Genomic DNA, 26,106 nt, shown 5'->3' on the forward strand with positions numbered 1-26,106 from the left:
GTCTCCGCCGGGCCGAGACGCCGGAGAGGGTGCCGGCCCAAGGCCGACACCCTCTCCCAGTGCGGATCAGCGCCCTCAGCAGGCGATGCTCAGTGCTGCATCAGGCGCGATCCCGCCCAGTCTCAGCTGCAGCCGCTGGTCGAGCCGCAGCCCTCGCAGATGTAGCAGGAACCGGCCCGCTGCATCTTCGTACCGCAGGAGAAGCAGAGCGGGGCGTCGGCGCTGATGCCGAGCTGCATCTCGACGAGCTCCGCCGAGGTGTGCGCCGTCTTCGGGGCCGGTGTGCCGGCCTCCTCGACGGTGGCGACCGCCTTCAGCGGCTCCGGCCGGGCGGCCGGGGCGGACGGGACCAGGCGCTCGGCCTCCAGCTGCTCCTCCTCGAACGACGGCTCGTAGGAGCCGGTGTCCAGGTGGCGCTGACGCTCCTCGGCGGAGTGGATGCCGAGGGCCGAGCGGGTCTCGAAGGGCAGGAAGTCCAGCGCCAGGCGGCGGAAGATGTAGTCGACGATCGACTGCGCCATCCGCACGTCCGGGTCGTCCGTCATACCGGCCGGCTCGAAGCGCATGTTGGTGAACTTGGAGACGTACGTCTCCAGCGGGACGCCGTACTGCAGACCGACCGAGACGGCGATGGAGAAGGCGTCCATCATGCCCGCGAGGGTCGAGCCCTGCTTGGACATCTTCAGGAAGACCTCACCGAGACCGTCGTCCGGGTAGGAGTTGGCGGTCATGTAACCCTCGGCGCCGCCCACCGTGAAGGAGGTGGTGATCCCGGGACGGCCCTTGGGCAGCCGCTTGCGGACCGGGCGGTACTCGACGACCTTCTCGACCGCGGTACGGATGGTGTCCTCGGCCTTGGCGGTGACCGCCTCCTTCTCCTTCTCCTTGGTCTTCGCGGAGAGGGGCTGGCCGACCTTGCAGTTGTCGCGGTAGATCGCGAGCGCCTTGACGCCCATCTTCCACGCCTCGAAGTAGACCTCTTCGACGTCCTCGACGGTGGCCGTCTCCGGCAGGTTCACCGTCTTGGAGAGCGCGCCGGAGATCCACGGCTGGATGGCCGCCATCATGCGCACGTGACCCATCGCGGAGATGGAACGTTCGCCCATCGCGCAGTCGAAGACCTCGTAGTGCTCGGTCTTCAGGCCGGGTGCGTCGATCACGTTGCCGTTCTCGGCGATGTGGGCGACGACCGCCTCGATCTGCTCCTCCTGGTAACCCAGGCGGCGCAGGGCCTGCGGGACGGTGCCGTTGACGATCTGCATGGAGCCGCCGCCGACCAGCTTCTTGAACTTGACCAGGGCGAGGTCGGGCTCAAGACCGGTGGTGTCGCAGGACATGGCGAGACCGATGGTGCCGGTGGGCGCGATGACCGAGGCCTGCGCGTTACGGAAGCCGTTCTTCGCGCCGAGCCGGATGACGTCCTGCCAGGCCTCCGTCGCGGCGGCCCAGATCGGGTTGTCCAGGTCGTCGGCGTGCACGGCCACCGCGTTGGCGTCGGCGTGCTGCTTCATGACGCGCTGGTGCGGCTCGGCGTTGCGGGCGTAGCCGTCGTACGGGCCGACGACCGCGGCCAGCTCGGCGGAGCGCTTGTACGAGGTGCCGGTCATCAGCGAGGTGATGGCGCCGGCGAGCGCGCGGCCGCCGTCGCTGTCGTACGCGTGACCGGTCGCCATCAGCAGGGCGCCGAGGTTGGCGTAGCCGATGCCCAGCTGGCGGAAGGCGCGGGTGTTCTCGCCGATCTTCTCGGTCGGGAAGTCGGCGAAGCAGATGGAGATGTCCATCGCGGTGATGACCAGCTCGACGACCTTGGCGAAGCGCTCGGACTCGAAGGACTGCTTGCCCTTGCCGTCGTCCTTGAGGAACTTCATCAGGTTCAGCGAGGCGAGGTTGCACGAGGTGTTGTCCAGGTGCATGTACTCACTGCACGGGTTCGAGCCGTTGATCCGGCCGGACTCCGGGCAGGTGTGCCACTGGTTGATCGTGTCGTCGTACTGGATGCCGGGGTCGGCACAGGCCCAGGCCGCCTCGGCCATCTTGCGGAAGAGGGACTTGGCCTCGACCTCTTCGATGACCTCGCCGGTCATGCGGGCGCGCAGCCCGAACTTGCCGCCGGACTCGACGGCCTTCATGAACTCGTCGTTCACCCGGACCGAGTTGTTGGCGTTCTGGTACTGGACGGACGTGATGTCGTCGCCGCCCAGGTCCATGTCGAAGCCCGCGTCACGCAGGGCGCGGATCTTCTCCTCCTCCTTCACCTTGGTCTCGATGAAGTTCTCGATGTCGGGGTGGTCGACGTCGAGGATGACCATCTTCGCCGCGCGACGAGTGGCACCACCGGACTTGATCGTTCCGGCGGACGCGTCGGCGCCACGCATGAAGGAGACCGGCCCGGAGGCGTTGCCGCCGGAGGACAGGAGCTCCTTGGAGGAGCGGATCCGGGAGAGGTTCAGGCCGGCACCGGAGCCGCCCTTGAAGATCATTCCCTCTTCCTTGTACCAGTCGAGGATGGACTCCATGGAGTCGTCGACGGCCAGGATGAAGCAGGCGGAGACCTGCTGCGGCTGGGGCGTGCCGACGTTGAACCAGACCGGCGAGTTGAAGCTGAAGATCTGGTGCAGGAGGGCGTACGCCAGCTCGTGCTCGAAGATCTCCGCGTCCGCGGGAGAAGCGAAGTAGTTGTAGTCCTCGCCGGCCTTCCGGTACGTCTTCACGATCCGGTCGATCAGCTGTCGCAGACCGGTCTCGCGCTGAGGGGTGCCGACGGCCCCGCGGAAGTACTTGCTGGTGACGATGTTGACCGCGTTCACCGACCAGAAGTCGGGGAACTCGACGCCACGCTGCTCGAAGTTGATCGAGCCGTCGCGCCAGTTGGTCATGACGACGTCACGGCGCTCCCACGCCACCTCGTCGTACGGATGCACGCCGGGAGTGGTGTGGATGCGCTCGATACGCAGGCCCTGCTTGGTCGCAGTCGACTTGGTTCCCTTGGTGCGGGAACCTCGTGCCGGGCCGCTCGCCGTCTCTGTCATGCCGCCTCCCATATGTGGGCAAAAACGCCCTGAAGTGCCGAGAACTTCCCCGGGCACAGTGTGTGTCTGATGCTTCGGACGCCGCTTTACGTCATGCGTCGCCCGGAGCAGGTCCAGGTGCCGGCCCGCCACCGATCCTGGGATCAGCGGGGCCGGCGAATGCCGCTCAGTCGGCGGCGACGGCGGGAACGGGGACCTCAAGGGTCTCGCCGGTCCCGCGTGCTTGTACGGCAGGCCGTCGCTCGCGGAGTTCCACGATGGCGGCCTCGAAGTCCTCGAGGCTGTCGAAGGCCCGGTAGACGGACGCGAACCGCAGGTACGCGACGAGGTCGAGTTCCTGCAGGGGCCCGAGAATGGCCAGACCGACGTCGTGAGTGGTGAGCTCGGCGCTGCCGGTGGCGCGCACCGCCTCCTCGACCCGCTGGCCGAGCTTGGCGAGGGCGTCCTCGGTGACCGGTCGCCCCTGGCACGCCTTGCGCACGCCGGAGATGACCTTGGTGCGACTGAAGGGCTCCGTAACGCCGCTGCGTTTGACCACCATCAGCGAGCAGGTCTCCACCGTGGTGAAGCGGCGGGAGCAGTCGGGGCACTGGCGACGCCGGCGGATCGAGGTCCCGTCGTCGGTGGTGCGACTGTCGACGACCCGGCTGTCGGGGTGCCTGCAGAAGGGGCAGTGCATGGCTCCCAACCCTCCTTCACACAGCACGACTGAATAGCCTCTTCAGGCCCGGTGAGGGGCCTTCGAAGCGGTCTCAAGCATAGGCGATGACCACACCCCCGATGGACCGGGGACCACAACTTCTGGGCGGCCGCAGCAATCCAACCACTAGATCTTGGGTTTGGTCGCGCATTTGGCCCTGGCGCGTGTCGCGCGCCCCGAGCGGCCGGAAGGCAGCGTACGACCGACCACGAGGGTACGGGAAGCGGTCGGCGCCGCCGAGTGCGGGGCGCCCGCATCCGGCCCGCACGAACGGTCGGACGGCCACCCTCGCGCGCACCCCGGGCGGGCCGGGGCGGCCACCCCGCGCGGCGACGCCAGGAGCGCGGAGGGTAGCGTAATGGTCCGAATTGCGGGTCGGTCCACCCAGGCGGACACAGGGCCGGCCCGACTGCGGAACACCTCTCCCCACTCCGCTCATACACCCGGCACTGAGCACTCGATAGACTTTTATTCGTTTTTCACTCGAACGTGTGTTTGGCGCAACCTTTCGAAAGCTACTACCGTTGTCCAGCTAGGGAGACCATTCGAGAGGGGCCGACGTGACCACCACCGCAGACAGTGCCATCATCACTGCCCAGGACCGCTCCCAGAGCCGACTCGAGCCGGTGCATGCCATGAATGACTCAGTCACGAACACGGAGGGGCCGGAGCCCGCGCGCCCAGCGCGCTCGCTGCCCGGACGACCTCCTGGAATCCGGGCGGACAGCTCGGGGCTCACGGACCGGCAGCGGCGAGTGATCGAGGTCATCCGGGACTCCGTACAACGGCGGGGCTACCCCCCGTCGATGCGGGAGATCGGTCAGGCGGTGGGCCTTTCCAGCACGTCCTCCGTCGCACACCAGCTGATGGCCCTGGAGCGCAAGGGCTTCCTGCGCCGCGACCCCCATCGCCCCCGGGCGTACGAGGTGCGTGGTTCGGACCAGCCCAGCACCCAGCCCACGGACACCACCGGAAAGCCCGCGGCCTCGTACGTGCCGCTGGTGGGCCGGATCGCGGCCGGTGGGCCGATCCTCGCCGAGGAGTCGGTCGAGGACGTGTTCCCCCTCCCCCGCCAGCTGGTCGGGGACGGAGAGCTCTTCGTGCTGAAGGTCGTCGGTGACTCGATGATCGAAGCGGCGATCTGCGACGGGGACTGGGTCACGGTGCGCCGCCAGCCCGTGGCGGAGAACGGCGACATCGTCGCCGCCATGCTGGACGGCGAGGCCACGGTCAAACGCTTCAAGCGCGAGGACGGCCATGTGTGGCTGCTCCCGCACAACTCCGCGTACCAGCCGATCCCCGGTGACGAGGCGACGATCCTCGGCAAGGTCGTGGCGGTGCTGCGACGGGTGTGAAGCCCCACCCGTGTCCCACAGGGCCCCTGAATCCGGACCGCGGATTCAGGGGCCCTGGCCGTGTCCGTGCGGCCTGTTCGGGCAGGCCGTGTCCGTGCGGCCTGTTCGGGCAGGCCGTGTCCGTGCGGCCTGTTCGGCCTACTTCGACTCGGCCTTGGCGGCCGCGTCGATCGCAGCGAGGGAGCGGCGCGCCTGGTTCGGGTCCGTCGTATACCAGAAGTCGGGGAGCGAGGCCCGGAGATAGCTGCCGTACCTGGCATTGGCCAGGCGCGGGTCGAGGACCGCGACCACACCCTTGTCGCCGGTGGCGCGCACCAGACGGCCGGCGCCCTGGGCCATCAGCAAGGCCGCGTGCGTGGCGGCCACGGCCATGAAGCCGTTGCCCCCTGCCTCCTCGACCGCCTTCTGGCGTGCGCTCATCAGCGGGTCGTCGGGCCGCGGGAACGGGATGCGGTCCATGATCACCAGCTGACAGCTCGCCCCGGGGACGTCAACACCCTGCCAGAGTGAGAGCGTGCCGAAGAGACAGGTCTCGGGGTCGGCCGCGAAGTTCTTGATCAGCTCCCCCAGGGTCTCCTCGCCCTGGAGCAGGATCGGCTTCTCCAGTCGGCCCCGCAGTTCCTCGGCGGCGGCCTGGGCCGCCCGCATGGAGGAGAACAGTCCGAGCGTGCGGCCGCCTGCGGCCTCCACCAGCTCGGCGAGCTCGTCCAGCATGTCGGTGCGCGAACCCTCCCTGCCGGGGGTCGCCAGATGCCGGGCGACGTACAGGATCCCCTGCTTGGGGTAGTCGAAGGGCGAGCCCACGTCGAGCCCCTTCCACTGCGGGACATCATCGCCCGCCGTGCCCTCCGGGGAGAGACCGAGGGAAGCCCCCACTCCGTTGAAGTCACCACCGAGCTTGAGGGTGGCCGAGGTGAGGACCACGGAGCGTTCGGCGAAGAGCTTCTCGCGCAGCAACCCGGAGACCGAGAGCGGGGCGACCCGCACGGAGGCGCCGAAGCGGTCATGGCGCTCGAACCAGACGACGTCGTACTCGGAGCCCTGCGTGATCCGCTCGGCCACGGCATGGATCGATTCGACCGAGGCCAGCGCCTGCTTGCGGACCGCGTCCTCGTCCTGGACGGACTTGTCGCGGGTGGAGCCGAGTGCGGTGATCACCGTGCGGGCGGCGTCGCGCAGCGCCATCAGTGCGTATCCGAGGTCCTCGGGCACCTCCTCCAGCCGGCCGGGCAGTGCCAGCTCCATCACCCGCTCGAACCCCTCCGAAGCCGTCTGCAGGGCATCGGCGGCCTTCTCGTTGACCAGCTTCGCCGCGCGGCGCACCGCGCGGTTGACCTGGCCGGGGGTGAGCTCACCGGTGGCCACCCCGGTGACCCGGGAGACCAGCTCGTGGGCCTCGTCCACGATCAGCACCTCGTGCTGCGGGAGCACCGGGGCGCCCTCGATCGCGTCGATGGCGAGGAGCGCGTGGTTGGTCACCACCACATCGGCGAGCTTGGCGCGCTCACGGGCCTGCTCGGCGAAACACTCGGCGCCGTACGCGCACTTGGTGGCGCCCAGACACTCCCGGGAGGAGACGGAGATCTGCGCCCAGGCACGGTCCGAGACACCGGGGGTGAGGTCGTCCCGGTCGCCCGTCTCCGTCTCGTCCGCCCAGTCCCGCATGCGCAGCAGGTCCTGGCCGAGCTTGCTCGACGGGGCCGCGGCCTCGAACTGGTCGAAGAGCCCTTCCTCCTCCTCCTGCGGGACGCCCTCGTGGAGCCGGTGCAGACAGAGGTAGTTCGACCGGCCCTTGAGCATGGCGAACTGCGGGCGGCGGCGCAGCAGCGGATGCAGGGCGTTGACCGTACGCGGAAGATCGCGCTCCACGAGCTGGCGCTGGAGGGCCAGAGTCGCCGTGGCCACCACGACGCGCTCGCCGTGTGCGAGGGCGGGCACCAGGTAGCCGAGCGACTTGCCCGTGCCGGTGCCCGCCTGGACGAGCAGGTGGGATCGGTCGTCCACGGCCTCGGCGACGGCGTCGGCCATGGCGGCCTGGCCAGGTCGCTCCGTACCGCCGACGGCGGTCACGGCGGCGTGCAGGAGCTCGGGAAGGGATGGCTTCGTCATAGCCCGACCAGCCTACGGGGCGCCACTGACAACAACGCTCACTCCCGGACTCGGGCGGCGAGGTGGAGCGGATTGGCCACCGTGCCGTGGACCGCCGCGTGCGGGCGTTCGGGCCGGTCACGGTAGCCGTCCAGGTGCAGACGGTTGCGGTTCAGGCAGAGGCGTTCGATGCGGGGCGTCAGCATGTCGAACATCTCGAACCTTTCCTTCAGTTCGGGGAAGCGGGCGTGGTGGCGCAGGATCTCCGCCCGGACGAGTGACCAGAACACGTTCTCCGGAACTCCGAGCTGTTCCTCGCAGAGCGGGGAGAGGAACCGGAAGACGCCGGTGAAGAGACCGGAGTGGATGAACTGGGTGAGGAAGGCGGGTTCCTCGGTGAGCAGGACGCGCCGCACGTCCGGCGGCATCGTGTCGTGTTCGGGCAGCGGCCGGGCGCTGACGTTCACGTCGTCGACGAAGTCCTTGATCGCCAGCCGCACCGGGACGTCACGGTCGTCGAAAACGACGATGGCGTTCTCGCCGTGCGGGGAGAAGACAGTGCCGTAGCGGTACAGGAAGTGCAGCAGCGGGGGGAGCAGCGCGGAGAAGAGCCGGGTGAGCCAGACGGTCGGTGTCAGCCCGGAGCGGGCGACCAGCTCGGCGGTGAAGGCGCGGCCCTGCGGGTCGGTGTGCAGCAGGGAGGCGAGCGTGCGAGCCCGCTCGCCCGGCACGAGGCGCGGCAGGAGGGGCTCGCGCCAGATCGCTCCGAGGATCTCCTTGAACTGGTACGGCGTCTCGGGGAGGTGGTCGTAGAGCGGATGCTCGACCGTGACCGAGGCGACCTCGCCGAGGAGGATGACGCCACAGGTGTCGCGCAGGAACGGATCGTTGTCGCGCATGCCGTGCACCCAGCTGGTGACGGCGGGCGCGGCGAGGGTGCGTTCGGTCGGCAGGCCCCGCCAGACCAGCGTGTTGAGGATGGACAGCGGGAGTTTGACCGTGTGCCTGTCGGGTCGCGCCAGGTTGGCGAAGGTGCGGATGGACTGTTGCGGCAGCCGCAGGTCCGGGTCGGCGTGCAGAGGGACGATGTCGCCGGTGGCGATGGCCGGGGCGAACAGCGGCACGATCCACTCGTCCCACTGCCAGGGGTGGACGGGGAGGCAGTAATAGCCGTCCGGGTCGAGGCCGCGGCCGCGCAGCGCGGCGGAGAAGGACGCGCGGACCTCGGGGTCCAGCTCCAGGGCGTAAAGCCGGCCCGGGTCGGCGAGCGCGCCCACGCCCCGGTAGGCGGCGATCCGGGAGGAGACCGCGATCCACGGCAGGGTGACCGGCGTGCGGGCCTCAGGGGTGAAGCGGGCCGCGTCGGCGGCGGAGAAGCCGAGCCGCCCCTTGTTGGCCACGATCCAGGGGTGGCCCGTCTGATGGCCTTCGAGCTCGGCGTAGTCGAGGTCGGCCAGCTCGGCGGCGCTGAGTGCGCCGTGGTCGAGGCGGGCGTCGGCGCTGAGCGTGGTGGTGAGCTCACGGACGAGATGGCCGAGGGTGGCACCGTCCAGGTCGAGCAGACGGCGGGCACGCGCGAGGAACAGCAGCGGATCCCGGAAGGGGACGCTGCCCGCCACGTGGCCCCGGGCCGGCGCCCCGGCCCCTGCCTCACTGCCGGCCCCGACGGCCTCCGTCGCACCGCCGGCCGCGGCTGTGGCGTCGGCCTCCGTCGCCTCGCTGCTCGCCTCTCGGATCGAGTCGGGGGCGACGCGCCAGCTGCCGTAGACCCCCCGCCGGGCGCTGAAGCTCAGGCTGCCGCCGTCGTCGAGCACGAGGGTGTACGTATCGTCCCCGACGGATCGCGGAACGGGCTGGACGACCTCCTCGTAGGCGAATTCGCCGAGCATCTTGGCGAGCAGCCGGGCTGCGGCCCGGTCCCAGACCGTGCGGTTCAGTTCCGGGGTGCTGAGCAGCGCGGGCGACCGGTCTGCAGCACGGCTCGCGGGATATTTCGGCACGGGGACTCCTCGGGTGGGAACCGACGGGGTTCGAGCGGTGTGGGCGGGGCAGCGGGTCATTCACAGCTGGGCACGGTGGGCTCGGTCGCGGACCATCAGCGCGGCCCGCTTGTCCGGGAGCTGGACTTCCGCGGAGTAGCGGAAGCCGGCGCTCAGGAAGGCGGAGACGGACGGCGTGTTACGCAGGTCGGGCTCGGCGAGGACCCGGGTGCACCGGGGGCGGTTGTCGAGTACGAGGTCGGAGACGGCCCGCAGCAGTTGGCTTCCGATCCCGTGGCCGCGTTGGTCCACCTCGCCGATGAGGAGGTGGATGCCGGTGTCGTGCGGCCGGACCGGGCAGTGACGGGCCAGGGGGTCGAGGTCGGCCCGGTAGATCTCCCAGTAGCTCATCGGGACACCGGAGAGCACCCCCAGAAAAGGGATGCTGCGTCCGTCCCCGTCGAGTTGGGGTGTCAGGTGACCGGCGGTGACGGACTCGGCTCCTGCGAGTTCCCAGAAGGCCGCTACGGCGGGGTCGTTCATCCAGCGGCTGATCACCGCGAGATCCCGTTCCAGACGCACGGGGACGAGCTGGAACACTCCCGCCGGGGTCGTGACCGGCTTCCACTCCGCCGGCCGGTCGAGCAGACCGGCCCCCGGTCCGCACCGGGACACGGGGGCCTCTTCCCACAGGGACGGGAGAAGTTCGGCGGTGAGCCGCAGATCCAGCGTGTCCTGGCCGCCCGGCCCGGACCGGGGAGCGGGGCCGGGCCCGGGGTCGGCGGGCGCATCGGCGGGAGGCACGGTGACCTCTCCTCTCTCGTCGCTCGGCGTCCCGGGCTGAAGCGGGCGGCTTGTGCCGCCCCTGCCGGGACGCGGGGTGGTTTCCTCAGCCGCACAGGGGGTTGGTGATGGTGACGTAGACGGACTGGGTGTCCACCGGCCCGACGAGTTCGTCGAGGCCGCGCAGGCGCGTCAGCATGTTGGCCTTGCAGCGCAGGCGGCGGGTTTCCAGCAGTTGGGCGGGGAGCGGGGACCCCAGGGCGACGGCCGATGTCAGGAACCGCCGGAAGGCGGCGAGGAGCACCTGTTCGTCGGCGAGCTGCTGGGCGCCGAACGCCCCGATCAGTCCGAACACGTTGTTGATGCCGAGGTAGTACGCGAAGCGTTCGTCGGTGACGGCGTCGGAGACGAAGGTGTCGCTGTCCGATCCGATGCCGGGGAGCCTGTGGTCGAGAGCGGCGCGATGGGACTCGCGGAAGTAGTAACCCTGATTGTCGCGGTAGCGGCCACCGACCGGCCAGCCCTCGGCGTCGAGCAGGACGAGGGTGTTCTGCTGGTGCGCCTCCAGGGCGACCCCGGCGTTGCCGTCGAGCCAGAGGACGGGCCGCACCACGCGGTCCAGGTAGCGCAGGAACCATTCGGCTGCCACGGCCGTCGTGGTCCGCCCGGTGGAGGCGGCGAGGCGGCGGACGATGTCGGCGAGGCGGGAGCGCATCTCCGGCCGGTCGGGCCAGGGCCGCGGCGCGGTGAGACCGGCGATGCAGACCGCGTCGTCGTACCGGTGGAAGGGGTTGTGGCGCAGCATGACGTCGAGGCCGGGGATGTGTTCGCCCTCCGGGCTGTCGACCGCGAGCCACGCGGGGTCCCGGACGATGTCGAAACCGGGGTGGACCGCGTGCCACTGGCGAGCGAGTCCGCTGCGCAGCAGCCGGTGGACCTCCACGCCCCGGTGGAGTTCCTTGCGGAGGTTTTCCCGGCGGGAGTTGGTGATGCGTACGCCGAGTGAGAGCTTCAGCATCAGATCGACGCCGGGGCGTTGCACGGTACGCACCGAGGACGTGGGGTGCCAGCGCTCGCCGTACGGACCGAGGTCGTGCAGCAGGCCGGAGTCGGTCAGGGCGGCGACTTCGGGCCGCATCGCCAGCTCGCGGGCCTGCCAGGGGTGGAGCGGGATCGGCGCGGTGCGCGGGGGGAGCCGCAGGCCTTCGGCGTGGCGGGCCACGAGTTCCGTGGCCGGGACCGGGCGTCCCTGATCGGTCCAGGCGGAGTCGGTGGCCAGCACGGATCGGTCGACGGCCATCCAGTGGAGCGCGAAGGAGCCGTGCGACTCGGGTGAGTAGAGGCGGGACTCGGAGTCGGAGAGGCCTTCCCTGCTCTTGGGCGAGGGGTGGAGCGGATGGCCGAGGAGGAGCGACTGCTCGGCGGTGAGGAAGAGGTCCGCCTCCGCGGGCGCGTGGGGCCGGCGCCGTTGCCCCTCGATGAATCCGGCGGTCCGGCGCACCGAGTCGGCCACTCTGGCGACCATGTCGGCGCCCTCGTCGTGGTCGGCCTCGCGGCCCAGGAGAGCGGCGACGGTGACGGCGTCGGCGGTCGGAGCGCCTTCGGGGGCCTGTTCGAGGAGGGGCGGTCCGAAGCGGTGCCAGCCGGTCGCGGACCAGTGGCGGACGGGGACGAGCAGAGCGGTGCCGCTGGCGGGGAGCGGGATGCGGAGCGTCTCCCCCTCCGGCCGGGGCAGGTCGCATTCCCGGACCCAGCAGCGCAACAGGTTCTCGATACCCGCCACGTCGGCGGCGCGGAGCGGGTCCGGGTGGTCCAGGGGGTCGGGTGCCGGTGCGGGGCAGGCGGTCGCCGTCCGGTGGGCGTGCCACTGGGCGTGCGGCACCTCCTTCTGGCGCGGCACGGTCGACGCCTCGACGGCGAGGTGGCCGAAGGTCCCGGCCTCTCCCCGGGGGTGGCTGGAGGGAGGGCCGTCGGCCTCGGGCGCGGGGGTGGGGTTCACGGCGGTCTTTCCTGTGATGGTTTCCGGGGTCAGCGGATCGACCCGGTCGCGGTCCGTCGGTGCGGTGAACGCTCGGCGGCTGCCAGGGCGTCGGCGAGGCGGTCGACGACCGCTGTCGCCTGTTCGTCGGTGAGCGTGAGGGGTGGGAGAAGGCGCACGACCGTGGAGTGACGTCCGCCGAGTTCGACGATGAGCCCTCGGTGCAGGCACTCCTGCTGGACTGCCTGGGCCAGGACGGGGTCCGGTGGCGCCTCGCCGCCCGCGCCCACCGGGGCGGCCTCCGGGTCGACGAGTTCGACGCCGATCATCAGGCCCCGGCCGCGGACGTCGCCGATGCAAGGGTGATGGGAGGCCAGCGCCCGCAGGCTCGCCAGCATCCGGGCGCCGAGGTCCCCGGCCCGCTCGGCGAGCCGGTTCTCCCGCACGTGGGCGAGGGTGGCGGTACCGGCGGCCATGGCGAGCTGGTTGCCGCGGAACGTGCCTGCGTGGGCGCCTGGTTGCCAGGTGTCGAGTTCGGAGCGGTAGACGATCACGGCGAGCGGCAGGGAGCCTCCGATGGCCTTGGACAGCACCATGACGTCGGGCACGATGCCGCTGTGCTCGACGGCCCAGAAGGCGCCGGTCCGGCCGACGCCGGTCTGCACCTCGTCGGCGATCAGGGGGATGGACCGGGATGCGGTGATCCTCCGCATCCGGCGCATCCAGCCGTCGGGGGCGGGGTTGACCCCGCCTTCGCCCTGGACGGGTTCGAGGATCATGCCGGCCGGTGCTGGTGTTCCGCTCTTGGGGTCGTCCAGCACGCTTTCGGTCCAGCGCGCGGCGAGTTCGGCACCGTGTTCGCCGCCGGTGCCGAAGGGGCACCGGTAGTCCTGCGGGAACGGGAGCCGGGTCACCCGTACGTCCTCGGCACCGCCGGACGCGGCGAGTGCGCCCGCCGTCATGCCGTGGTAGGCGCCGGTGAAGGCGAGCAGGCCGCTGCGGCCGGTGGCGGCACGGACCAGGGTGAACGCGGCTTCGACCGCGTCGGTGCCCGCCGGGCCGCAGAACTGGATCCGGGCGTTGTCGGCGAACTCCCGCGGCAGGGTGGAGAACAGTTCCGTGGTGAAGGCGTCCTTCACCGGCGTTGCCAGATCCAGCACGTGCAGGGGCGCACCGGAGTCGAGGACCTTTTTGATCGCCTCCAGGACGACCGGATGGTTGTGCCCGAGAGCCAGCGTGCCGGCTCCGGACAAGCAGTCGAGGTAACGCCGCCCGTCCGCTCCCTCGATGGTCAGTCCCCGTGCCCGTACCGGCACGATCGGCAGCGAACGCGCATAGGTGCGGGCGGACGATTCACGCAGCGACTGGCGGCGCAGGATGCCTTCGTGGGGCGCGAGGGGTGGTGCCGGAGCTGGTTCGGTCACGGCCACGGCTGTTGATCCTCCCGCTGTAACAGTTGCGTTGCACGTCAGCACGATTCCGCAAGGACGGACTGCGGGGGTGAACGCTGTCTCCGTGTCCCCCGTACGTACCAACGACGCCGGGCGCGGCGGATCACGGGTAGGTCCGAAGATCCTTGCGGGCCGAACACGGCCCCTGCCGCACACCGTCCGCGACTGCACCGGCATAGTGGGGGACCGTGCCATGGCTCCGGAACCACCTCCCGGAGGCTTTGGCCTGCCCGGTAAGGCACTTGGACCGTTGTCCGACGGAGCCCGCCCGTGAGCAGTGGAGCAGTGCGGAAGTACAGAAGTGCAGTGCAGAAGCGTTGAGTTACGAAGTCCCAGGGGGATCACGAGATGCGACTCATTCGACCAGGATTCACCGCACGCCGTGGGGGGAGCGCTCGCCGCACCCCTTCCACCGTGCTCGCGACGGCGGCGGTCACCGCCGTCCTCGCCCTCACCGCGACGGCCTGCGGGCCGAGCGAGGACGATGCGAGCACCGAACCGAGCAGCAGTTCCGCGGGCCAGACGTCGGACAACAAGATCACCATTCCGGATGATCTGAAGGACCGGCTCAAGGAGCACGGGATCGACCTCGACCAGTGGAAGGACGGCGAGTGGAAGAACTGGGACAAGGACAAGTGGCTGCGTGAGGCCAAGGACTACATCAATCCCATCATCGAGGGGCTCTGGGACCCGGACCGGATGCGGGACGCTGACAAGGCACCCGAGCAGCCGGTCGACAACGACATCTCCGGCGACGAGGGCGTGACGGACCCGACACCCGTCCCGGTCCGGGCGGTTGGCGTGCAGACGCCGTACCACGCCAACGCCGCCGAGTCGGGGAAGCTGTTCTTCGACGGCCCCGAGGGCTCGATGGTCTGTTCGGCAACCGTGGTGAAGGACCCGGCGCACCCCGGAAAGTCCAACATGGTGTGGACCGCGGGTCACTGCGTGCACGCGGGCAAGAAGGGCGGCTGGTACCGCAACATCGCCTTCGTCCCGTCGTACAACAACAGCGGGCTGTCGACCGACGAGCTGCGCAACAACCCGCCCAAGGAGAAGGTCGCCCCGTACGGCGTGTGGTGGGGTTCGTGGGCACAGACCTCCGAGCAGTGGATCGACCAGGGCGCATCGGTCGGCGGTCTGGGTGCGCCGTACGACTTCGCCGTGCTGCACGTGACGCCGGAGAAGGGTTCGACCGGGAAGTCCCTGGAGGAGACGGTCGGTTCGGCGCTGCCGGTCGAGTTCAACGCCCCGGCGGTCCCCAAGATCGCCGATATGACGGCTACCGGCTTCCCTGCTGCTCCGCCGTACGACGGCCAGAAGCTCTTCCAGTGCAAGGACAAGCCCGGCCGGCTTTCGCTCACCAAGGACGACCCGACGATGTACCGCATCGGCTGCACGATGACCGGCGGTTCGTCCGGCGGCGGCTGGGTCGCGGCGGGGCAGGACGGCAAGCCCGCTCTGGTCTCCAACACCTCCATCGGCCCGGTGACGGCCGGCTGGCTGGCCGGACCCCGCCTCGGCAAGGAGGCCAAGGGCGTCTACGACTCGGTCAGCAAGAAGTACGCAGGACAGTAGGACCGACCGTCACCCGGGGCGGGTGACGGAGTCGGGTACGCGCAGTTATGAGGCGGGGGATCGAGCCATGACCGATGGATGCCTCCCCCGCCCCGGCGGAGCGCAGAGCTCGGAGACGGCGTGACCGGCCCAGCGACGCCCCCCTGTGAGGGCGGGTCCCAGGTCGGGTCGTCGTCCGCCCAGGTGCGGAGGACGGATATCAGGAGGCCTTCGGCGGAAACTCTCCGCCGGAGGCCTCTGAGCCGTCATGGGGCGCTCGCGGCGCGCCCGCACAGAAACGAAAGGGCCCGCACCCCCCGTGGGGTGCGGGTCCTTCGTCGGTACTTCCTGCGGTCAGTGCACCGCGGGTGCGAACGTGGCGAGGTCCGAAGCGAGCTCCTCGTGCACCCGCGCCTTGAGCAGGGTGCCCTCGGAGGTGTGCTCCTCGGAGATCACCTCACCCTCGGCGTGCACCCGGGACACGAGTCCTCCCTGGGTGTACGGCACGAGCGCCTCGATCTCGACCGACGGCCTCGGCAGTTCCCTGTCGATGAGCGCGAGCAGCTCGTCGATACCGGCGCCGGTCCGTGCCGACACCGCGATCGCGTGCTTCTCGTTGCGCAGCAGACGCTGGAGAACCAGCGGGTCGGCCGCGTCAGCCTTGTTGATCACCACGATCTCGGGCACGTCCAGCGCGCCCACCTCGCGGATCACCTCACGCACCGCGGCGAGCTGCTCCTCCGGCACCGGGTGCGAACCGTCCACCACGTGCAGGATGAGATCGGATTCGCCGACCTCCTCCATGGTGGAGCGGAACGCCTCGACCAGGTGGTGCGGCAGGTGCCGTACGAACCCGACGGTGTCGGCGAGCGTGTAGATCCGCCCGCTCGGGGTCTCGGCCCGGCGCACGGTCGGGTCGAGGGTGGCGAACAGCGCGTTCTCCACCAGCACACCCGCGCCGGTCAGCCGGTTGAGCAGCGAGGACTTGCCCGCGTTGGTGTAGCCCGCGATGGCCACCGAGGGGACCTTGTTGCGCTTGCGTTCCTGGCGCTTGATCTCGCGGCCGGTCTTCATCTCCGCGATCTCACGGCGCATCTTCGCCATCTTCTCGCGGATCCGTCGCCGGTCCGTCTCGATCTTGGTCTCACCGGGACCACGGGTCGCCATGCCGCCACCGCCGCTGGAACCGCCGCCGCCCATCTGACGGGACAGCGACTGACCCCAGCCGCGCAGGCGCGGCAGCATGTACTGCATCTGTGCCAGCGAGACCTGCGCCTTGCCCTCACGGGACTTGGCGTGCTGGGCGAAGATGTCGAGGATCAGGGCGGTCCTGTCGACCACCTTGACCTTGACGACGTCTTCCAGGTGGATCAGCTGGCCGGGGCTGAGCTCACCGTCGCAGACGACGGTGTCGGCCCCTGTTTCGAGAACGATGTCGCGCAGCTCGAGCGCCTTGCCGGAACCGATGTAGGTGGCCGGATCGGGCTTGTCACGGCGCTGGAAGACGGCGTCGAGCACCTGGGCTCCGGCCGTCTCCGCGAGTGCCGCCAGCTCGGCCAGGGAGATCTCCGCGTCATGCACCGTGCCGGAGGTCCAGACACCGACCAGCACCACGCGCTCCAGGCGCAGCTGTCGGTACTCGACCTCGGTGACGTCCTCGAGCTCGGTGGAGAGCCCCGCCACACGCCGCAGTGCGGCGCGGTCGGACCGGTCCAGCTGGTCACCGTCCCGCGCTCCGTCGATCTCGTGGCTCCAGGCGACGTCCTCTTCCATCAGGGCGTCGGCCCGAAGGCTTTCGGTGAGGCTCTCGGTGACGTTCTCCGTGGCACTCTGCGCGTCCTGCGCGTCCTGGGGAAGGGAAGAAGAGGAGGTCATTGGATCCTTACGTCGATAGGAGTGGGATACATCAGTCACAACGCGTGACCTCCCGGGATGATTCCCCAGGGGGAATTCTCCGGTCCGGCCACCGTGGCGACTCGTCGATACTGGCACGGCGGGCCCGGCCCGTCACGCGGGTTTCCCGCTCGGCCGCGGCATCGTGCTGCGCCAGTCCGGATGCCCCGGCATGGCCGGTGTCCTCGTCCCGTACAGCCAGCCGTCGAAGAACGCGGTCAGGTCGCGTCCGGCCACCCGGGACGCCAGACCGGTGAAGTCGGCCGTGGCGGCGTTGGAGTCGCGGTGCTTCCTCACCCAGAGCCTCTCCAGCCGGTCGAACGCGTCCCTGCCGATCTCCTGGCGGAGTGCGTACAGGACCAGTGCGCTTCCGTCATACACCACCGGCCGGAACAGGCTGAGCTTCGCGCCGGGTGCGGGCGCGGCGGGCCGGGCCGGCGGGCCGCCTTCGGCCCGCCAGCCGTCCGACCGGGTGTAGGCGTCGCGCATCCGGCGCTCCAGCGTCCTGCCTGCGTGCTCCTCGGCGTAGCGCGCCTCGTACCAGCTGGCGTGCCCCTCGTTGAGCCAGAGATCGGACCAGGTCTGTGGCGAGACGCTGTCGCCGAACCACTGGTGGGACAGCTCGTGGACCATGACCGATTCGACGTACCACTCGGGGAAGCCCGCGTCGGTGAACAGGCGGCGCTCGAAGAGGGAGAGGGTCTGGGTCTCCAGCTCGAACCCGGTCTCGGTGTCGGCGATCAGCACGCCGTAGTTCTCGAACGGGTAGCGGCCGACCTGCTCCTCCATCCATTCCAGCTGACCAGGGGTCTTCCTGAGCCAGGGTTCGAGCTTCTCCCGGTCGGCGGCCGGTACGACGTCGCGCACGGGCAGTCCGTGCGGACCGGTGCGCTCGACGACGGCGGACCGTCCGATGCTGACCTGGGCCAGTTCGGTGGCCATCGGGTGGTCGGTGCGGTAGGTCCAGGTGGTGCGGTCGCCGTGCCGGAACCGCCCGGTCCGCACGCCGTTGGCCACCACCGTCAGCTCCTCCGGGGCGGTGACGCGGAAGGTGAAGTAGGCCTTGTCGGCGGGGTGGTCGTTACTGGGGAAGACCCGGTGCCCGGCGTCGGCCTGATTGGCCATGGCGAGCCCGTCGGCGGTCCGTACCCAGCCCCCGCTGTCACGCTCGCCCGAGGGGTCACTGGTGTGACGGACGGTGATGCGCAGCGGTACTCCTGCCGGGAGGTGGCCCGGCGGCTCGATGATCAGGTCCTCGTCCGCGGTCGCGAAGTCCGCGCGCAGGCCGTTGACTTCGACGGAGCGCACGGTGCCGTGGGTGAAGTCGAGGTTGATCCGGTCCAACGGCTCGGTCGTCCGCGCGTCGATCGTGGTGACGGCGTCCAGCGGTTCGCCGGGGTGGCCTTCGTAGCCGAGGCCGATGTCGTAGGCGAGTACGTCGTAGCCGGGGTTGCCGAGATGGGGGAAGAGGATGTCCCCGATGCCGAGGGGCGGGGCGGGTGCGGGCAGGGTGGCGGCGACGAGGGTGGCCGATGCGGTGGCCAGCAGGGCGGCCCGCAGTCGGCGGGAGAGGAACGGCATGGACTACGGCTACCAGCGCCGCCCCCGCCTCACCGGGACGGCGCGCACCGCGCCACTCGAACGAGGTCCGCCCGGCAGCGGCCTGCGAGGCTTTCAGAGTGCGGCGGCCGGATGCTGGGCCCGGGTCACGTCGTACACCCCCGGCACGTCGCGCATGGCGCGCATCAGCGCGGGCAGGCCTGCGGCGTCGGGGAGTTGCAGGGTGTAGGTGTGGCGTACGCGTTGTTCGCTGGGGGGCTCGACGGTGGCGGAGATGACCGCCGCGTCCGCACCTGCGATCGCCTCGGTGAGGTCGGCGAGCAGCCGGGGCCGTCCGAAGGACTCCGCTACCAGGGTCACCCGGCATTCGGCCGCGTCGCCCCAGCTCACGACGACCGGCATCCGGCCGAGGGCCTCCATCTCGGCCACGGCCGGACACTCCAGCCGGTGCACGGTGACGGCGCCGCCGCGCACCGTGAATCCGGTGACGGCGTCGGGCGGCACGGGGGTGCAGCAGCCCGCGAGGCGCACGGTGGTGTCCGGCCGCTCGACCACGGCGCTCACGGTGCGGCCGGAGCGCGTGGGCCGGGCGGACCGGTCCGGCTGCGGGCCGGGCCTGCTGCCTTCGGGCGGGGTGCGTTCGAGCGGGGTGCCGGCAGCGGATCGGGCGTCCTGGGGATGAGCGTCGAGCCAGCCGGTGATGGCGATGCGCGCAGCGGGCGTGCGGGCGTGATCGAGCCAGTCGGGCGAGGGCCCGGACCCGGCGTCCTCGGCGAGGAGCGGCTGGACCGTGTCACCGTCGCCGAGCACGGTGCCGAGGGTGGCCAGCCGGCCGTTCACCCGGGCTCCGATGCAGCTGTGGGCGGCGTCCCCGTACTGCGCGTACGCGGCGTCCACGCAGCTGGCGCCCGCGGGCAGGCCGAGCGTGCCGCCGTCGGTGCGGAAGACGGTGATCTCCCGGTCCTGGGCGAGATCGGCGCGCAGGGTGGTCCAGAAGGTGTCGGGGTCGGGGGCGGACTGCTGCCACTGGAGGAGCCGGGAGAGCCAGCCGGGGCGGGTCGGGTCGGCCCGTTCACCGTCGGCGGGTTCGGCGCTCGATGCCGTGCCGTCGGCCGCGTACGGATTACCGAGCGCGATGACGCCGGCCTCCGCGACGTTGTGCATGCGATGGGTGCGGATGAGGACTTCGGCGACCTCGCCGTCGGGGCCCACCACCGCGGTGTGCAGCGACTGGTACAGGTTGAACTTGGGTGAGGCGATGAAGTCCTTGAACTCGGAGATCACCGGGGTGAAGCAGGTGTGGAGCTCGCCGAGGACGGCGTAGCAGTCGGCGTCCTCGCCCACGAGCACCAGCAGGCGGCCGAAGTCGCTGCCGCGCAGTTCGCCGCGTTTGATCCGGACGCGGTGCACGGATACGAAGTGGCGTGGCCTGATGGCCACTTCGGCGGTGATGTCGGCCTCCCGCAGCACCGAGGCGACGTTGTCCGCGATGGCGGTGAGCGGGTCCGACGTGCCGGTCGCCGCAGCGATCACGGCGCGGGTGTGCGCGTATTCCTCGGGATGGAGGATGGCGAATACGAGGTCCTCCAGCTCGGTCTTGAGCGCCTGCACACCGAGCCGTTCCGCGAGAGGGATCAGTACGTCGCGGGTGACCTTGGCGATCCTGGCCTGCTTCTCGGGGCGCATCACGCCGAGCGTGCGCATGTTGTGCAGCCGGTCGGCGAGCTTGATGGACATGACCCGGACGTCGTCGCCGGTGGCGACGAGCATCTTGCGGAAGGTCTCGGGTTCGGCGGCTGCCCCGTAGTCGACCTTCTCCAGCTTGGTCACGCCGTCGACGAGGTAACAGACCTCCTCGCCGAACTGCTCCCGCACCTGGTCGAGGGTCACCTCGGTGTCCTCGACCGTGTCGTGGAGGAGGGACGCGGTCAGGGTGGTGGTCTCGGCGCCGAGCTCGGCGAGGATGAGGGTGACCGCGAGCGGGTGCGTGATGTACGGCTCCCCGCTCTTGCGCATCTGTCCGCGGTGCGAGCTCTCCGCGAGGACGTAGGCCCGGTGCAGCACGGAGAGGTCGGCGTCGGGGTGGTGTGCCCGGTGCGCCTCGGCGACATGGCCGATGGCGTCCGGCAGCCGGTCCCGCGAGACCGGGCCGAGCAGGGCGACCCGGCCCAGCCTGCGGAGGTCGATCCGGGGACGGCCCCGCCTGCGGATGGGAGCACCTGGGTTGGTGGCCTCTGCGCTCATGGGGCACCTCCGGCAACGTCGACCGGCGGTGGGAAGGTGCGGTCGCGCCTCCGGGCCGGTGCTTGATGCTACCGACCCCACCACGTGGCGGAGTCCGGCTCTCGCCCAGCGTGAAACGGATCACCCATTCGAGCGAAGCGCTACCCGTTCAGCGTTTCGATCTTCATCCGGGCAGCGATGCGAGCCACCCGGGATCGATCGTGCCCTCGGCGACGATCACGGCCGCTCCGGTCATCTCGATCTCGCCGTCCGGGTGCTCCGTGATCACCAGGGTGCCGCCCGGCAGATCGACGGTGTACGTGACCGGGGCCCCGGTCTCCGCCGGGTCCGCCGCGTCCCGGCGGGCCGCGGCGACGGCCACGGCGCAGGCGCCGGTGCCGCAGGAACGGGTCTCGCCCGAGCCGCGCTCATGAACCCGCATCGCGACGTGCCGGGGCCCGCGATCCACGACGAACTCGATGTTGACGCCGTCGGGGTAGACGGCCGCGGGCGCGAAGGACGGCTCGCTGAACAGGTCCCCGGCGTGCGCCAGGTCGTCGACGAACGCGATCGCGTGCGGATTGCCCATGTTCACGTTGCGGGCGTCCCAGCTGCGGCCGCCGACGGTGACGGTGACTCCGTCGCCGGGAAGCACGGCGCGGCCCATGGACACGGTCACGTCGCCGTTCTTGGCGAGGTGCACCCTCTTCACACCACCGCGGGTGGCCACCGTGAGGTCGCCCTCCTCCACGGCTCCGGAGCGCTGCAGGTAGCGGGCGAAGACCCGCACGCCGTTGCCGCACATCTCGGCGACCGAGCCGTCCGCGTTGCGGTAGTCCATGAACCACTCGGCCTCGTCCGCCATGGCCCGCGCCTCGGGGTGGGCGGCGGACCGCACGACGTGCAGCAGACCGTCGCCGCCGATGCCGGCGCGACGGTCGCACAGCCCGGCGACGAGGGACGCGGGCAGGTCGAGGGCGTTGTCAGGGTCGGGAACGATCACGAAGTCGTTCTCGGTGCCGTGGCCCTTGAGGAAGGCGATCTGCGAGGTGGTCACAGGACAACTGTACGAGCCCGCACCGACAGCACGGCGAACAGGCCCGCCGGACGGCAGACGCGTCCGGCCCCCTCCGTCAGCCCCGCAGTCGTGCCACGCGCCAGACGGCCAGCGCGACCAGCACGGCGCACACCGCGACGTACAGCGCGATCACACGCCAGTCGGCCCGTTCCGCGGAGCCCCGGGACGGCAGTCCCGGCCAGGTGTGGCCGACGCGGCGGGCGGCCATCATGCCCCACCCCGCGGCGCAGCAGCTGATCAGCAGCCCCAGCATCGCGACCACGGGGCCGCCGTCGCCCACCTCGAAGGCGAGCGGGAAGGCGAACATCAGCGATCCCAGCGCGGCAAGCATGATGATGGGCGCGAGCTGCCACATGCGCATCCGGCGGGCGGGACGCAGCTCGACCTCGACCTCGGGGGTCACGGCGAGCTCATCGGGCCCGTCGGGGCTCAGGCGTCCTTCGTCGTGCTGCGCGTCCGGTGCGTCTTGCTCTGTGTCGCGAGGGCCGGCCTCCATCGCCACGCGCCCTCCCATACTCGGACTCCACTGGTCGATCGATGCTCGATGATGGCACGCCGCAGGTCGCCGAAATGACGGGCAGAGCTTCCCGATGCCATCACGTGATCAGGCTGTAACCGCTCGTTCGACCAACGCCAGCGCCCGGCCCGGGAGTTCCCCGTGGTGCTCCGCGGCACCGTCCAGCCACTGGACGCGCGGATCACGGCGGAACCAGGAGTCCTGACGGCGCGCGAAGCGTTTGGTGGCGCGCACGGTCTCGGTGCGTGCCTCGCCCTCGGTGCAGTCCCCGGCGAGGGCGGTGAGCACCTGCTGATAGCCGAGCGCCCGCGAGGCGGTACGTCCCTCCCGCAGCCCCCGCGCCTCCAGGGCGCGCACCTCGTCGACGAGTCCGGCCTCCCACATCCGGTCGACGCGCGCAGAGATGCGCTCGTCGAGCTCGGGCCGTGCCACGTCCACGCCGATCTGCACGGCGTCGTAGACCGCATCGTTACCCGGGAGGTTGGCGGTGAAGGGCTTGCCGGTGATCTCGATGACCTCAAGAGCGCGCACGATGCGCCGGCCGTTGCTCGGCAGGATCGCGCGGCCCGCCTCCGGGTCGGCTGCGGAGAGCCGCTCGTGCAGCGCGCCGGAGCCGTGCTCGGCGAGCTCGGCCTCCAGCGCGGCCCGGATACCGGGGTCCGTGCCCGGGAATTCCAGGGCGTCGATCGCGCCCTTCACGTACAGACCGGAGCCGCCCACCAGGACCGGCGTACGGCCCTCGCCGAGCAACCGGTCGATCTCGGTACGGGCCAGGCGCTGGTACTCCGCGACACTGGCGGTCTCGGTGACGTCCCAGATGTCCAGCAGCCGGTGGGGCACGGAGTCGCGCTCGGCGAGCGTCAGCTTGGCGGTGCCGATGTCCATCCCCCGGTAGAGCTGCATGGAGTCGGCATTGATCACTTCGCCCCCGAGCTGCTGGGCGAGGAACACCCCCAGGTCGGACTTACCTGCTGCGGTGGGACCGACGACGGCGATGACCCGCGGTGCGGGAGCTGGACTTCTCACTGCCACAGTCTCGCAAACGTCGGCGCCGATCCCGAATGGGCGACGCGGGGGCTGCGGGGTGACCACCTCGTGACGCACCGCCGAGTAAAATGGTGTCTATATATGGGTGGTTTCTCATGGTTCTACCGTTTGTCCTGCGGGACCGCCGATGCCGCGGCCGGGAGAGTACGGGACAACGGGGCGGGTATCGGAACCGGAGAGAGCACGCGCACGCAGCCCCCAGCAGAGAAGGTGTCCGATGGGCTTCATGGACAATTTGAAGGCGAAGCTGAGCCCGGCGAAGGACAAGGTGAGCGACCTCGCGCAGCAGCACGGGGACAAGATCGACCAGGGGCTCGACAAGGCCGCGCGGACGGTGGACGCCAAGACCAAGGGCAAGTACAGCGACAAGATCGTGACCGGCACGCAGAAGGCCAAGCAGGCCGTGGACAAGCTCGCGCAGAAGGACGGCGGCGGCACGCCGCCCGCTCCGGGCAGCACGCCTCCCGCTTCGTGACACCGGGCCGCAGGACGGCAGCCGCACGAGGGTGACCAGGGCCGTGGAGCGCATCGCTCCACGGCCCTGGTGCGTAGCCCGCCGAAGGTCAGGACCAGGCTGCGACCATGTAGCCCACGCCGTACGGTGCGTCGTCGTACAACAGCCGGCCGTCCAGTCCGGCCCCTTCAGCGGCCCCTGCGAGCACCTGCCAGGGCGCGCGGCCCGCAGCCTTGAGTTCATACGCCAGCGCCTGGTCCAGCGCGATCAGCGCGCCCGTGTCGGCCGCTCCCAGCGCCCGCGCGGCCTCCGCGTCGAACCCCGCGGCGCGCTCGTCGAGGTAGCCGGGGGACTTCAGGGTGCGGCAGGCGCTGCCGTCGCCCATGACCAGCAGCGCGACCCGGTCCGCGCGTGCCGCCAGGGCACGCCCCGTCTCCGTGCAGCGGCCTGTCTCCAGCGGCTCCCCCACCCCGAGCGCCTCGACCGGGGTGCCCTCCCAGCCGGTACGGGCCAGCAGCCACGCGCCGACCGCGAGCGACGGGGCGAGCGGGCGTTCGGCGACCGTGCCCAGGTCCCGCCCCAGCCGTACGTCGAGGTCCACGCCGAACTCCTGGAAGCCGCCGGTGGCGCCCTCGGGGTGCGGGCCGCGGCCCGCGAGGTCCGCGGGGCCGATCACGATCAGCAGATCGGGCCGGGAGGCCGCGAGCACGCCCAGGGCGTCGGTGCATGCGGTCCTCGCTCCGTCGAGCTCGGGGGCGGCACCGGCGGCGACATCGGGGACCAGCAGCGGCGGACAGGGGCAGACAGCGGCGGCGACAAGCATGAGGGGCAGCGTACTGGCCCGCCGCCGGGCCGCGCGCGGGGAGCCGTACCGCCCGTCAGTCGCAGCCGCAGCCCGGTGCCGAGGCGGCGGGGAGCGGCGCCGGTGCACCGATCCCGGGCAGGCCCAGCATGACGCCGGCCGGCTTCGCGGCCGCGGCGGCGGTGCGCTTCTCCCAGGCGTCCCCCGAGCGCGTCCGCCGCACGCCGAGGGGCGCGCCCTCGGCCAGCAGGTGGTGCGGGGCGGCGTAGCTGATCTCCACGGTCACCACGTCCCCGGGCCGTACGTCCTCGTCCGGCTTGGTGAAGTGGACCAGGCGGTTGTCGGGGGCGCGGCCGGACAGGCGGTGGGTCGCACCGTCCTTGCGGCCCTCGCCCTCCGCGACCATGACCTCCAGCGTGCGGCCCACCTGCTTCTTGTTCTCCGACCAGGAGATCTCCTCCTGGAGGGCGGACAGGCGCATGTACCGCTCCTGGACGACCTCCTTGGGGATCTGCCCGTCCATGTCCGCGGCCGGGGTTCCGGGGCGCTTGGAGTACTGGAAGGTGAAGGCGTTGGCGAAGCGCGCCTCGCGGACCGCGTGCATGGTCTGCTCGAAGTCCTCCTCGGTCTCACCGGGGAAGCCGACGATGATGTCGGTGGAGATCGCGGCGTCCGGCATCGCGGCCCGCACCTTGTCGATGATGCCGAGGAAGCGTTCCTGCCGGTACGAGCGCCGCATCGCCTTCAGGATCGTGTCCGATCCCGACTGCATCGGCATGTGCAGCTGCGGCATCACGTTCGGCGTCTCGGCCATGGCCGCGATCACGTCGTCGGTGAAGTCGCGCGGGTGCGGGGAAGTGAACCGGACCCGCTCCAGACCCTCGATCCGCCCGCAGGCACGCAGCAGCTTGGAGAAGGCCTCGCGGTCGCCGATGTCGGAGCCGTACGCGTTCACGTTCTGGCCGAGCAGGGTGATCTCGGAGACGCCTTCGGCGACCAGCGCCTCGATCTCGGCCAGGATGTCGCCGGTCCGGCGGTCCTTCTCCTTGCCGCGCAGCGCCGGGACGATACAGAAGGTGCAGGTGTTGTTGCAGCCGACGGAGATCGAGACCCACGCGGCGTACGCGGACTCGCGGCGGGTGGGCAGCGTCGAGGGGAACGCCTCCAGGGACTCGGCGATCTCGATCTGCGCCTCCTCCTGGATACGGGCGCGCTCCAGCAGCACGGGCAGCTTGCCGATGTTGTGCGTACCGAAGACGACGTCGACCCATGGGGCCCGCTCGACGATGGTGTCGCGGTCCTTCTGCGCGAGGCAGCCGCCGACCGCGATCTGCATCCCGGGGCGCTTCGTCTTCATCGGGGCGAGCCGCCCGAGGTTGCCGTACAGCTTGTTGTCGGCGTTCTCCCGCACCGCGCAGGTGTTGAAGACGACAACGTCTGCGTCACCGTCGGCGCCCTCGGGCGCACGTACGTAGCCGGCGTCCTCCAGCAGCCCCGACAGCCGCTCGGAGTCGTGGACGTTCATCTGACACCCGTAGGTGCGCACCTCATAGCTTTTTCTGACGTCCACTGCTTCGCTCCGGTTGCCGCTGCTCATGCGACAAGGGTAGGC

The 26,106-nt window shown here is 70.6% G+C and carries 18 protein-coding genes; 3 read left to right on the forward strand and 15 right to left on the reverse strand.

Annotated features, from left to right (window positions below):
* Window positions 1-122 precede the first annotated feature (122 nt).
* Together OG538_RS08700 and nrdR are read right to left on the reverse strand one after the other, a co-directional pair.
* Window positions 123-3,029 (reverse strand): vitamin B12-dependent ribonucleotide reductase, encoded by a 2,907-nt coding sequence (locus OG538_RS08700; protein ID WP_406091781.1) that lies wholly within the window; start codon window positions 3,027-3,029, stop codon window positions 123-125.
* Between the two features lie 166 nt (window positions 3,030-3,195).
* Window positions 3,196-3,708 carry a transcriptional regulator NrdR gene (nrdR, locus tag OG538_RS08705; protein WP_406091783.1) on the reverse strand — a complete coding sequence of 171 codons (513 nt, stop codon included), beginning with the start codon at window positions 3,706-3,708 and terminating at the stop codon, window positions 3,196-3,198.
* A 581-nt stretch (window positions 3,709-4,289) separates the two neighbouring features.
* Here nrdR and lexA point away from each other — a divergent pair.
* On the forward strand, window positions 4,290-5,084 hold the full coding sequence (gene lexA / locus OG538_RS08710; protein ID WP_219573501.1) for a transcriptional repressor LexA: 795 nt from the start codon (window positions 4,290-4,292) through the stop codon (window positions 5,082-5,084).
* Window positions 5,085-5,222: 138 nt separating this feature from the next.
* Here lexA and OG538_RS08715 read toward each other — a convergent pair whose 3' ends face one another.
* The 5 genes from OG538_RS08715 to OG538_RS08735 form a co-directional block, all read right to left on the reverse strand.
* Window positions 5,223-7,193 (reverse strand): ATP-dependent DNA helicase, encoded by a 1,971-nt coding sequence (locus OG538_RS08715; protein ID WP_406091786.1) that lies wholly within the window; start codon window positions 7,191-7,193, stop codon window positions 5,223-5,225.
* A 38-nt stretch (window positions 7,194-7,231) separates the two neighbouring features.
* Window positions 7,232-9,172, reverse strand: coding sequence for an IucA/IucC family protein (locus OG538_RS08720; RefSeq protein WP_406091788.1), 1,941 nt, complete (start codon window positions 9,170-9,172; stop codon window positions 7,232-7,234).
* 60 nt (window positions 9,173-9,232) lie between these two features.
* Window positions 9,233-9,955 (reverse strand): GNAT family N-acetyltransferase, encoded by a 723-nt coding sequence (locus tag OG538_RS08725; RefSeq protein WP_406091790.1) that lies wholly within the window; start codon window positions 9,953-9,955, stop codon window positions 9,233-9,235.
* 85 nt (window positions 9,956-10,040) lie between these two features.
* Window positions 10,041-11,933: an IucA/IucC family protein gene (locus OG538_RS08730; protein WP_406091792.1), complete on the reverse strand. Its 1,893-nt coding sequence runs from the start codon at window positions 11,931-11,933 to the stop codon at window positions 10,041-10,043.
* Window positions 11,934-11,962: 29 nt separating this feature from the next.
* The gene (locus OG538_RS08735; RefSeq protein WP_406091794.1) at window positions 11,963-13,342 is read right to left on the reverse strand and encodes a diaminobutyrate--2-oxoglutarate transaminase family protein; all 1,380 of its coding nucleotides are present in this window, start codon (window positions 13,340-13,342) and stop codon (window positions 11,963-11,965) included.
* A gap of 369 nt (window positions 13,343-13,711) precedes the next feature.
* On the opposite strand from OG538_RS08735, the gene OG538_RS08740 reads away from it, so the two are divergent.
* Window positions 13,712-14,941 (forward strand): trypsin-like serine peptidase, encoded by a 1,230-nt coding sequence (locus OG538_RS08740; RefSeq protein ID WP_406091796.1) that lies wholly within the window; start codon window positions 13,712-13,714, stop codon window positions 14,939-14,941.
* A gap of 333 nt (window positions 14,942-15,274) precedes the next feature.
* On the opposite strand, the gene hflX is transcribed toward OG538_RS08740, so the two are convergent.
* The 6 genes from hflX to miaA all read right to left on the reverse strand — a co-directional run bounded on the left by hflX (window position 15,275) and on the right by miaA (window position 23,217).
* Window positions 15,275-16,795, reverse strand: a complete 1,521-nt coding sequence (gene hflX / locus OG538_RS08745; protein ID WP_406091798.1) for a GTPase HflX — start codon at window positions 16,793-16,795, stop codon at window positions 15,275-15,277.
* Between the two features lie 132 nt (window positions 16,796-16,927).
* Entirely contained in the window at window positions 16,928-18,394 is a 1,467-nt protein-coding gene (locus OG538_RS08750) for a M1 family metallopeptidase (RefSeq protein WP_406091800.1), read from the reverse strand.
* Between the two features lie 93 nt (window positions 18,395-18,487).
* Entirely contained in the window at window positions 18,488-20,617 is a 2,130-nt protein-coding gene (locus OG538_RS08755; protein WP_406091802.1) for a RelA/SpoT family protein, read from the reverse strand.
* Window positions 20,618-20,780: 163 nt separating this feature from the next.
* Window positions 20,781-21,653, reverse strand: a complete 873-nt coding sequence (gene dapF, locus OG538_RS08760; protein WP_406091803.1) for a diaminopimelate epimerase — start codon at window positions 21,651-21,653, stop codon at window positions 20,781-20,783.
* 76 nt (window positions 21,654-21,729) lie between these two features.
* Window positions 21,730-22,170: a hypothetical protein gene (locus OG538_RS08765; RefSeq protein WP_406100031.1), complete on the reverse strand. Its 441-nt coding sequence runs from the start codon at window positions 22,168-22,170 to the stop codon at window positions 21,730-21,732.
* 108 nt (window positions 22,171-22,278) lie between these two features.
* Window positions 22,279-23,217 carry a tRNA (adenosine(37)-N6)-dimethylallyltransferase MiaA gene (miaA, locus tag OG538_RS08770; RefSeq protein ID WP_406091805.1) on the reverse strand — a complete coding sequence of 313 codons (939 nt, stop codon included), beginning with the start codon at window positions 23,215-23,217 and terminating at the stop codon, window positions 22,279-22,281.
* Between the two features lie 238 nt (window positions 23,218-23,455).
* Here miaA and OG538_RS08775 point away from each other — a divergent pair, with 238 nt between their 5' ends.
* Window positions 23,456-23,713 carry an antitoxin gene (locus OG538_RS08775; RefSeq protein WP_406091808.1) on the forward strand — a complete coding sequence of 86 codons (258 nt, stop codon included), beginning with the start codon at window positions 23,456-23,458 and terminating at the stop codon, window positions 23,711-23,713.
* Between the two features lie 88 nt (window positions 23,714-23,801).
* On the opposite strand, the gene OG538_RS08780 is transcribed toward OG538_RS08775, so the two are convergent.
* Window positions 23,802-24,515: a class III extradiol dioxygenase subunit B-like domain-containing protein gene (locus OG538_RS08780; protein ID WP_406091810.1), complete on the reverse strand. Its 714-nt coding sequence runs from the start codon at window positions 24,513-24,515 to the stop codon at window positions 23,802-23,804.
* Window positions 24,516-24,570: 55 nt separating this feature from the next.
* Window positions 24,571-26,091 carry a tRNA (N6-isopentenyl adenosine(37)-C2)-methylthiotransferase MiaB gene (gene miaB, locus OG538_RS08785; RefSeq protein WP_406091812.1) on the reverse strand — a complete coding sequence of 507 codons (1,521 nt, stop codon included), beginning with the start codon at window positions 26,089-26,091 and terminating at the stop codon, window positions 24,571-24,573.
* Window positions 26,092-26,106: the final 15 nt, after the last annotated feature.

The organism is Streptomyces sp. NBC_01013 (genome assembly GCF_045162765.1).
GTDB lineage: Bacteria > Actinomycetota > Actinomycetes > Streptomycetales > Streptomycetaceae > Streptomyces.

What these genes read in the sequence shown, in the direction of transcription:
- miaB (WP_406091812.1), bottom strand. Translation starts at nt 26,091, where the DNA reads ATGAGCAGCGGCAACCGGAGCGAAGCAGTGGACGTCAGAAAAAGCTAT.
- OG538_RS08765 (WP_406100031.1), bottom strand. Translation starts at nt 22,170, where the DNA reads ATGGAGGCCGGCCCTCGCGACACAGAGCAAGACGCACCGGACGCGCAG.
- OG538_RS08775 (WP_406091808.1), top strand. Translation starts at nt 23,456, where the DNA reads ATGGGCTTCATGGACAATTTGAAGGCGAAGCTGAGCCCGGCGAAGGAC.
- OG538_RS08740 (WP_406091796.1), top strand. Translation starts at nt 13,712, where the DNA reads ATGCGACTCATTCGACCAGGATTCACCGCACGCCGTGGGGGGAGCGCT.
- OG538_RS08700 (WP_406091781.1), bottom strand. Translation starts at nt 3,029, where the DNA reads ATGACAGAGACGGCGAGCGGCCCGGCACGAGGTTCCCGCACCAAGGGA.
- nrdR (WP_406091783.1), bottom strand. Translation starts at nt 3,708, where the DNA reads ATGCACTGCCCCTTCTGCAGGCACCCCGACAGCCGGGTCGTCGACAGT.
- hflX (WP_406091798.1), bottom strand. Translation starts at nt 16,795, where the DNA reads ATGACCTCCTCTTCTTCCCTTCCCCAGGACGCGCAGGACGCGCAGAGT.
- OG538_RS08715 (WP_406091786.1), bottom strand. Translation starts at nt 7,193, where the DNA reads ATGACGAAGCCATCCCTTCCCGAGCTCCTGCACGCCGCCGTGACCGCC.
- OG538_RS08780 (WP_406091810.1), bottom strand. Translation starts at nt 24,515, where the DNA reads ATGCTTGTCGCCGCCGCTGTCTGCCCCTGTCCGCCGCTGCTGGTCCCC.
- OG538_RS08750 (WP_406091800.1), bottom strand. Translation starts at nt 18,394, where the DNA reads ATGCCGTTCCTCTCCCGCCGACTGCGGGCCGCCCTGCTGGCCACCGCA.
- OG538_RS08755 (WP_406091802.1), bottom strand. Translation starts at nt 20,617, where the DNA reads ATGAGCGCAGAGGCCACCAACCCAGGTGCTCCCATCCGCAGGCGGGGC.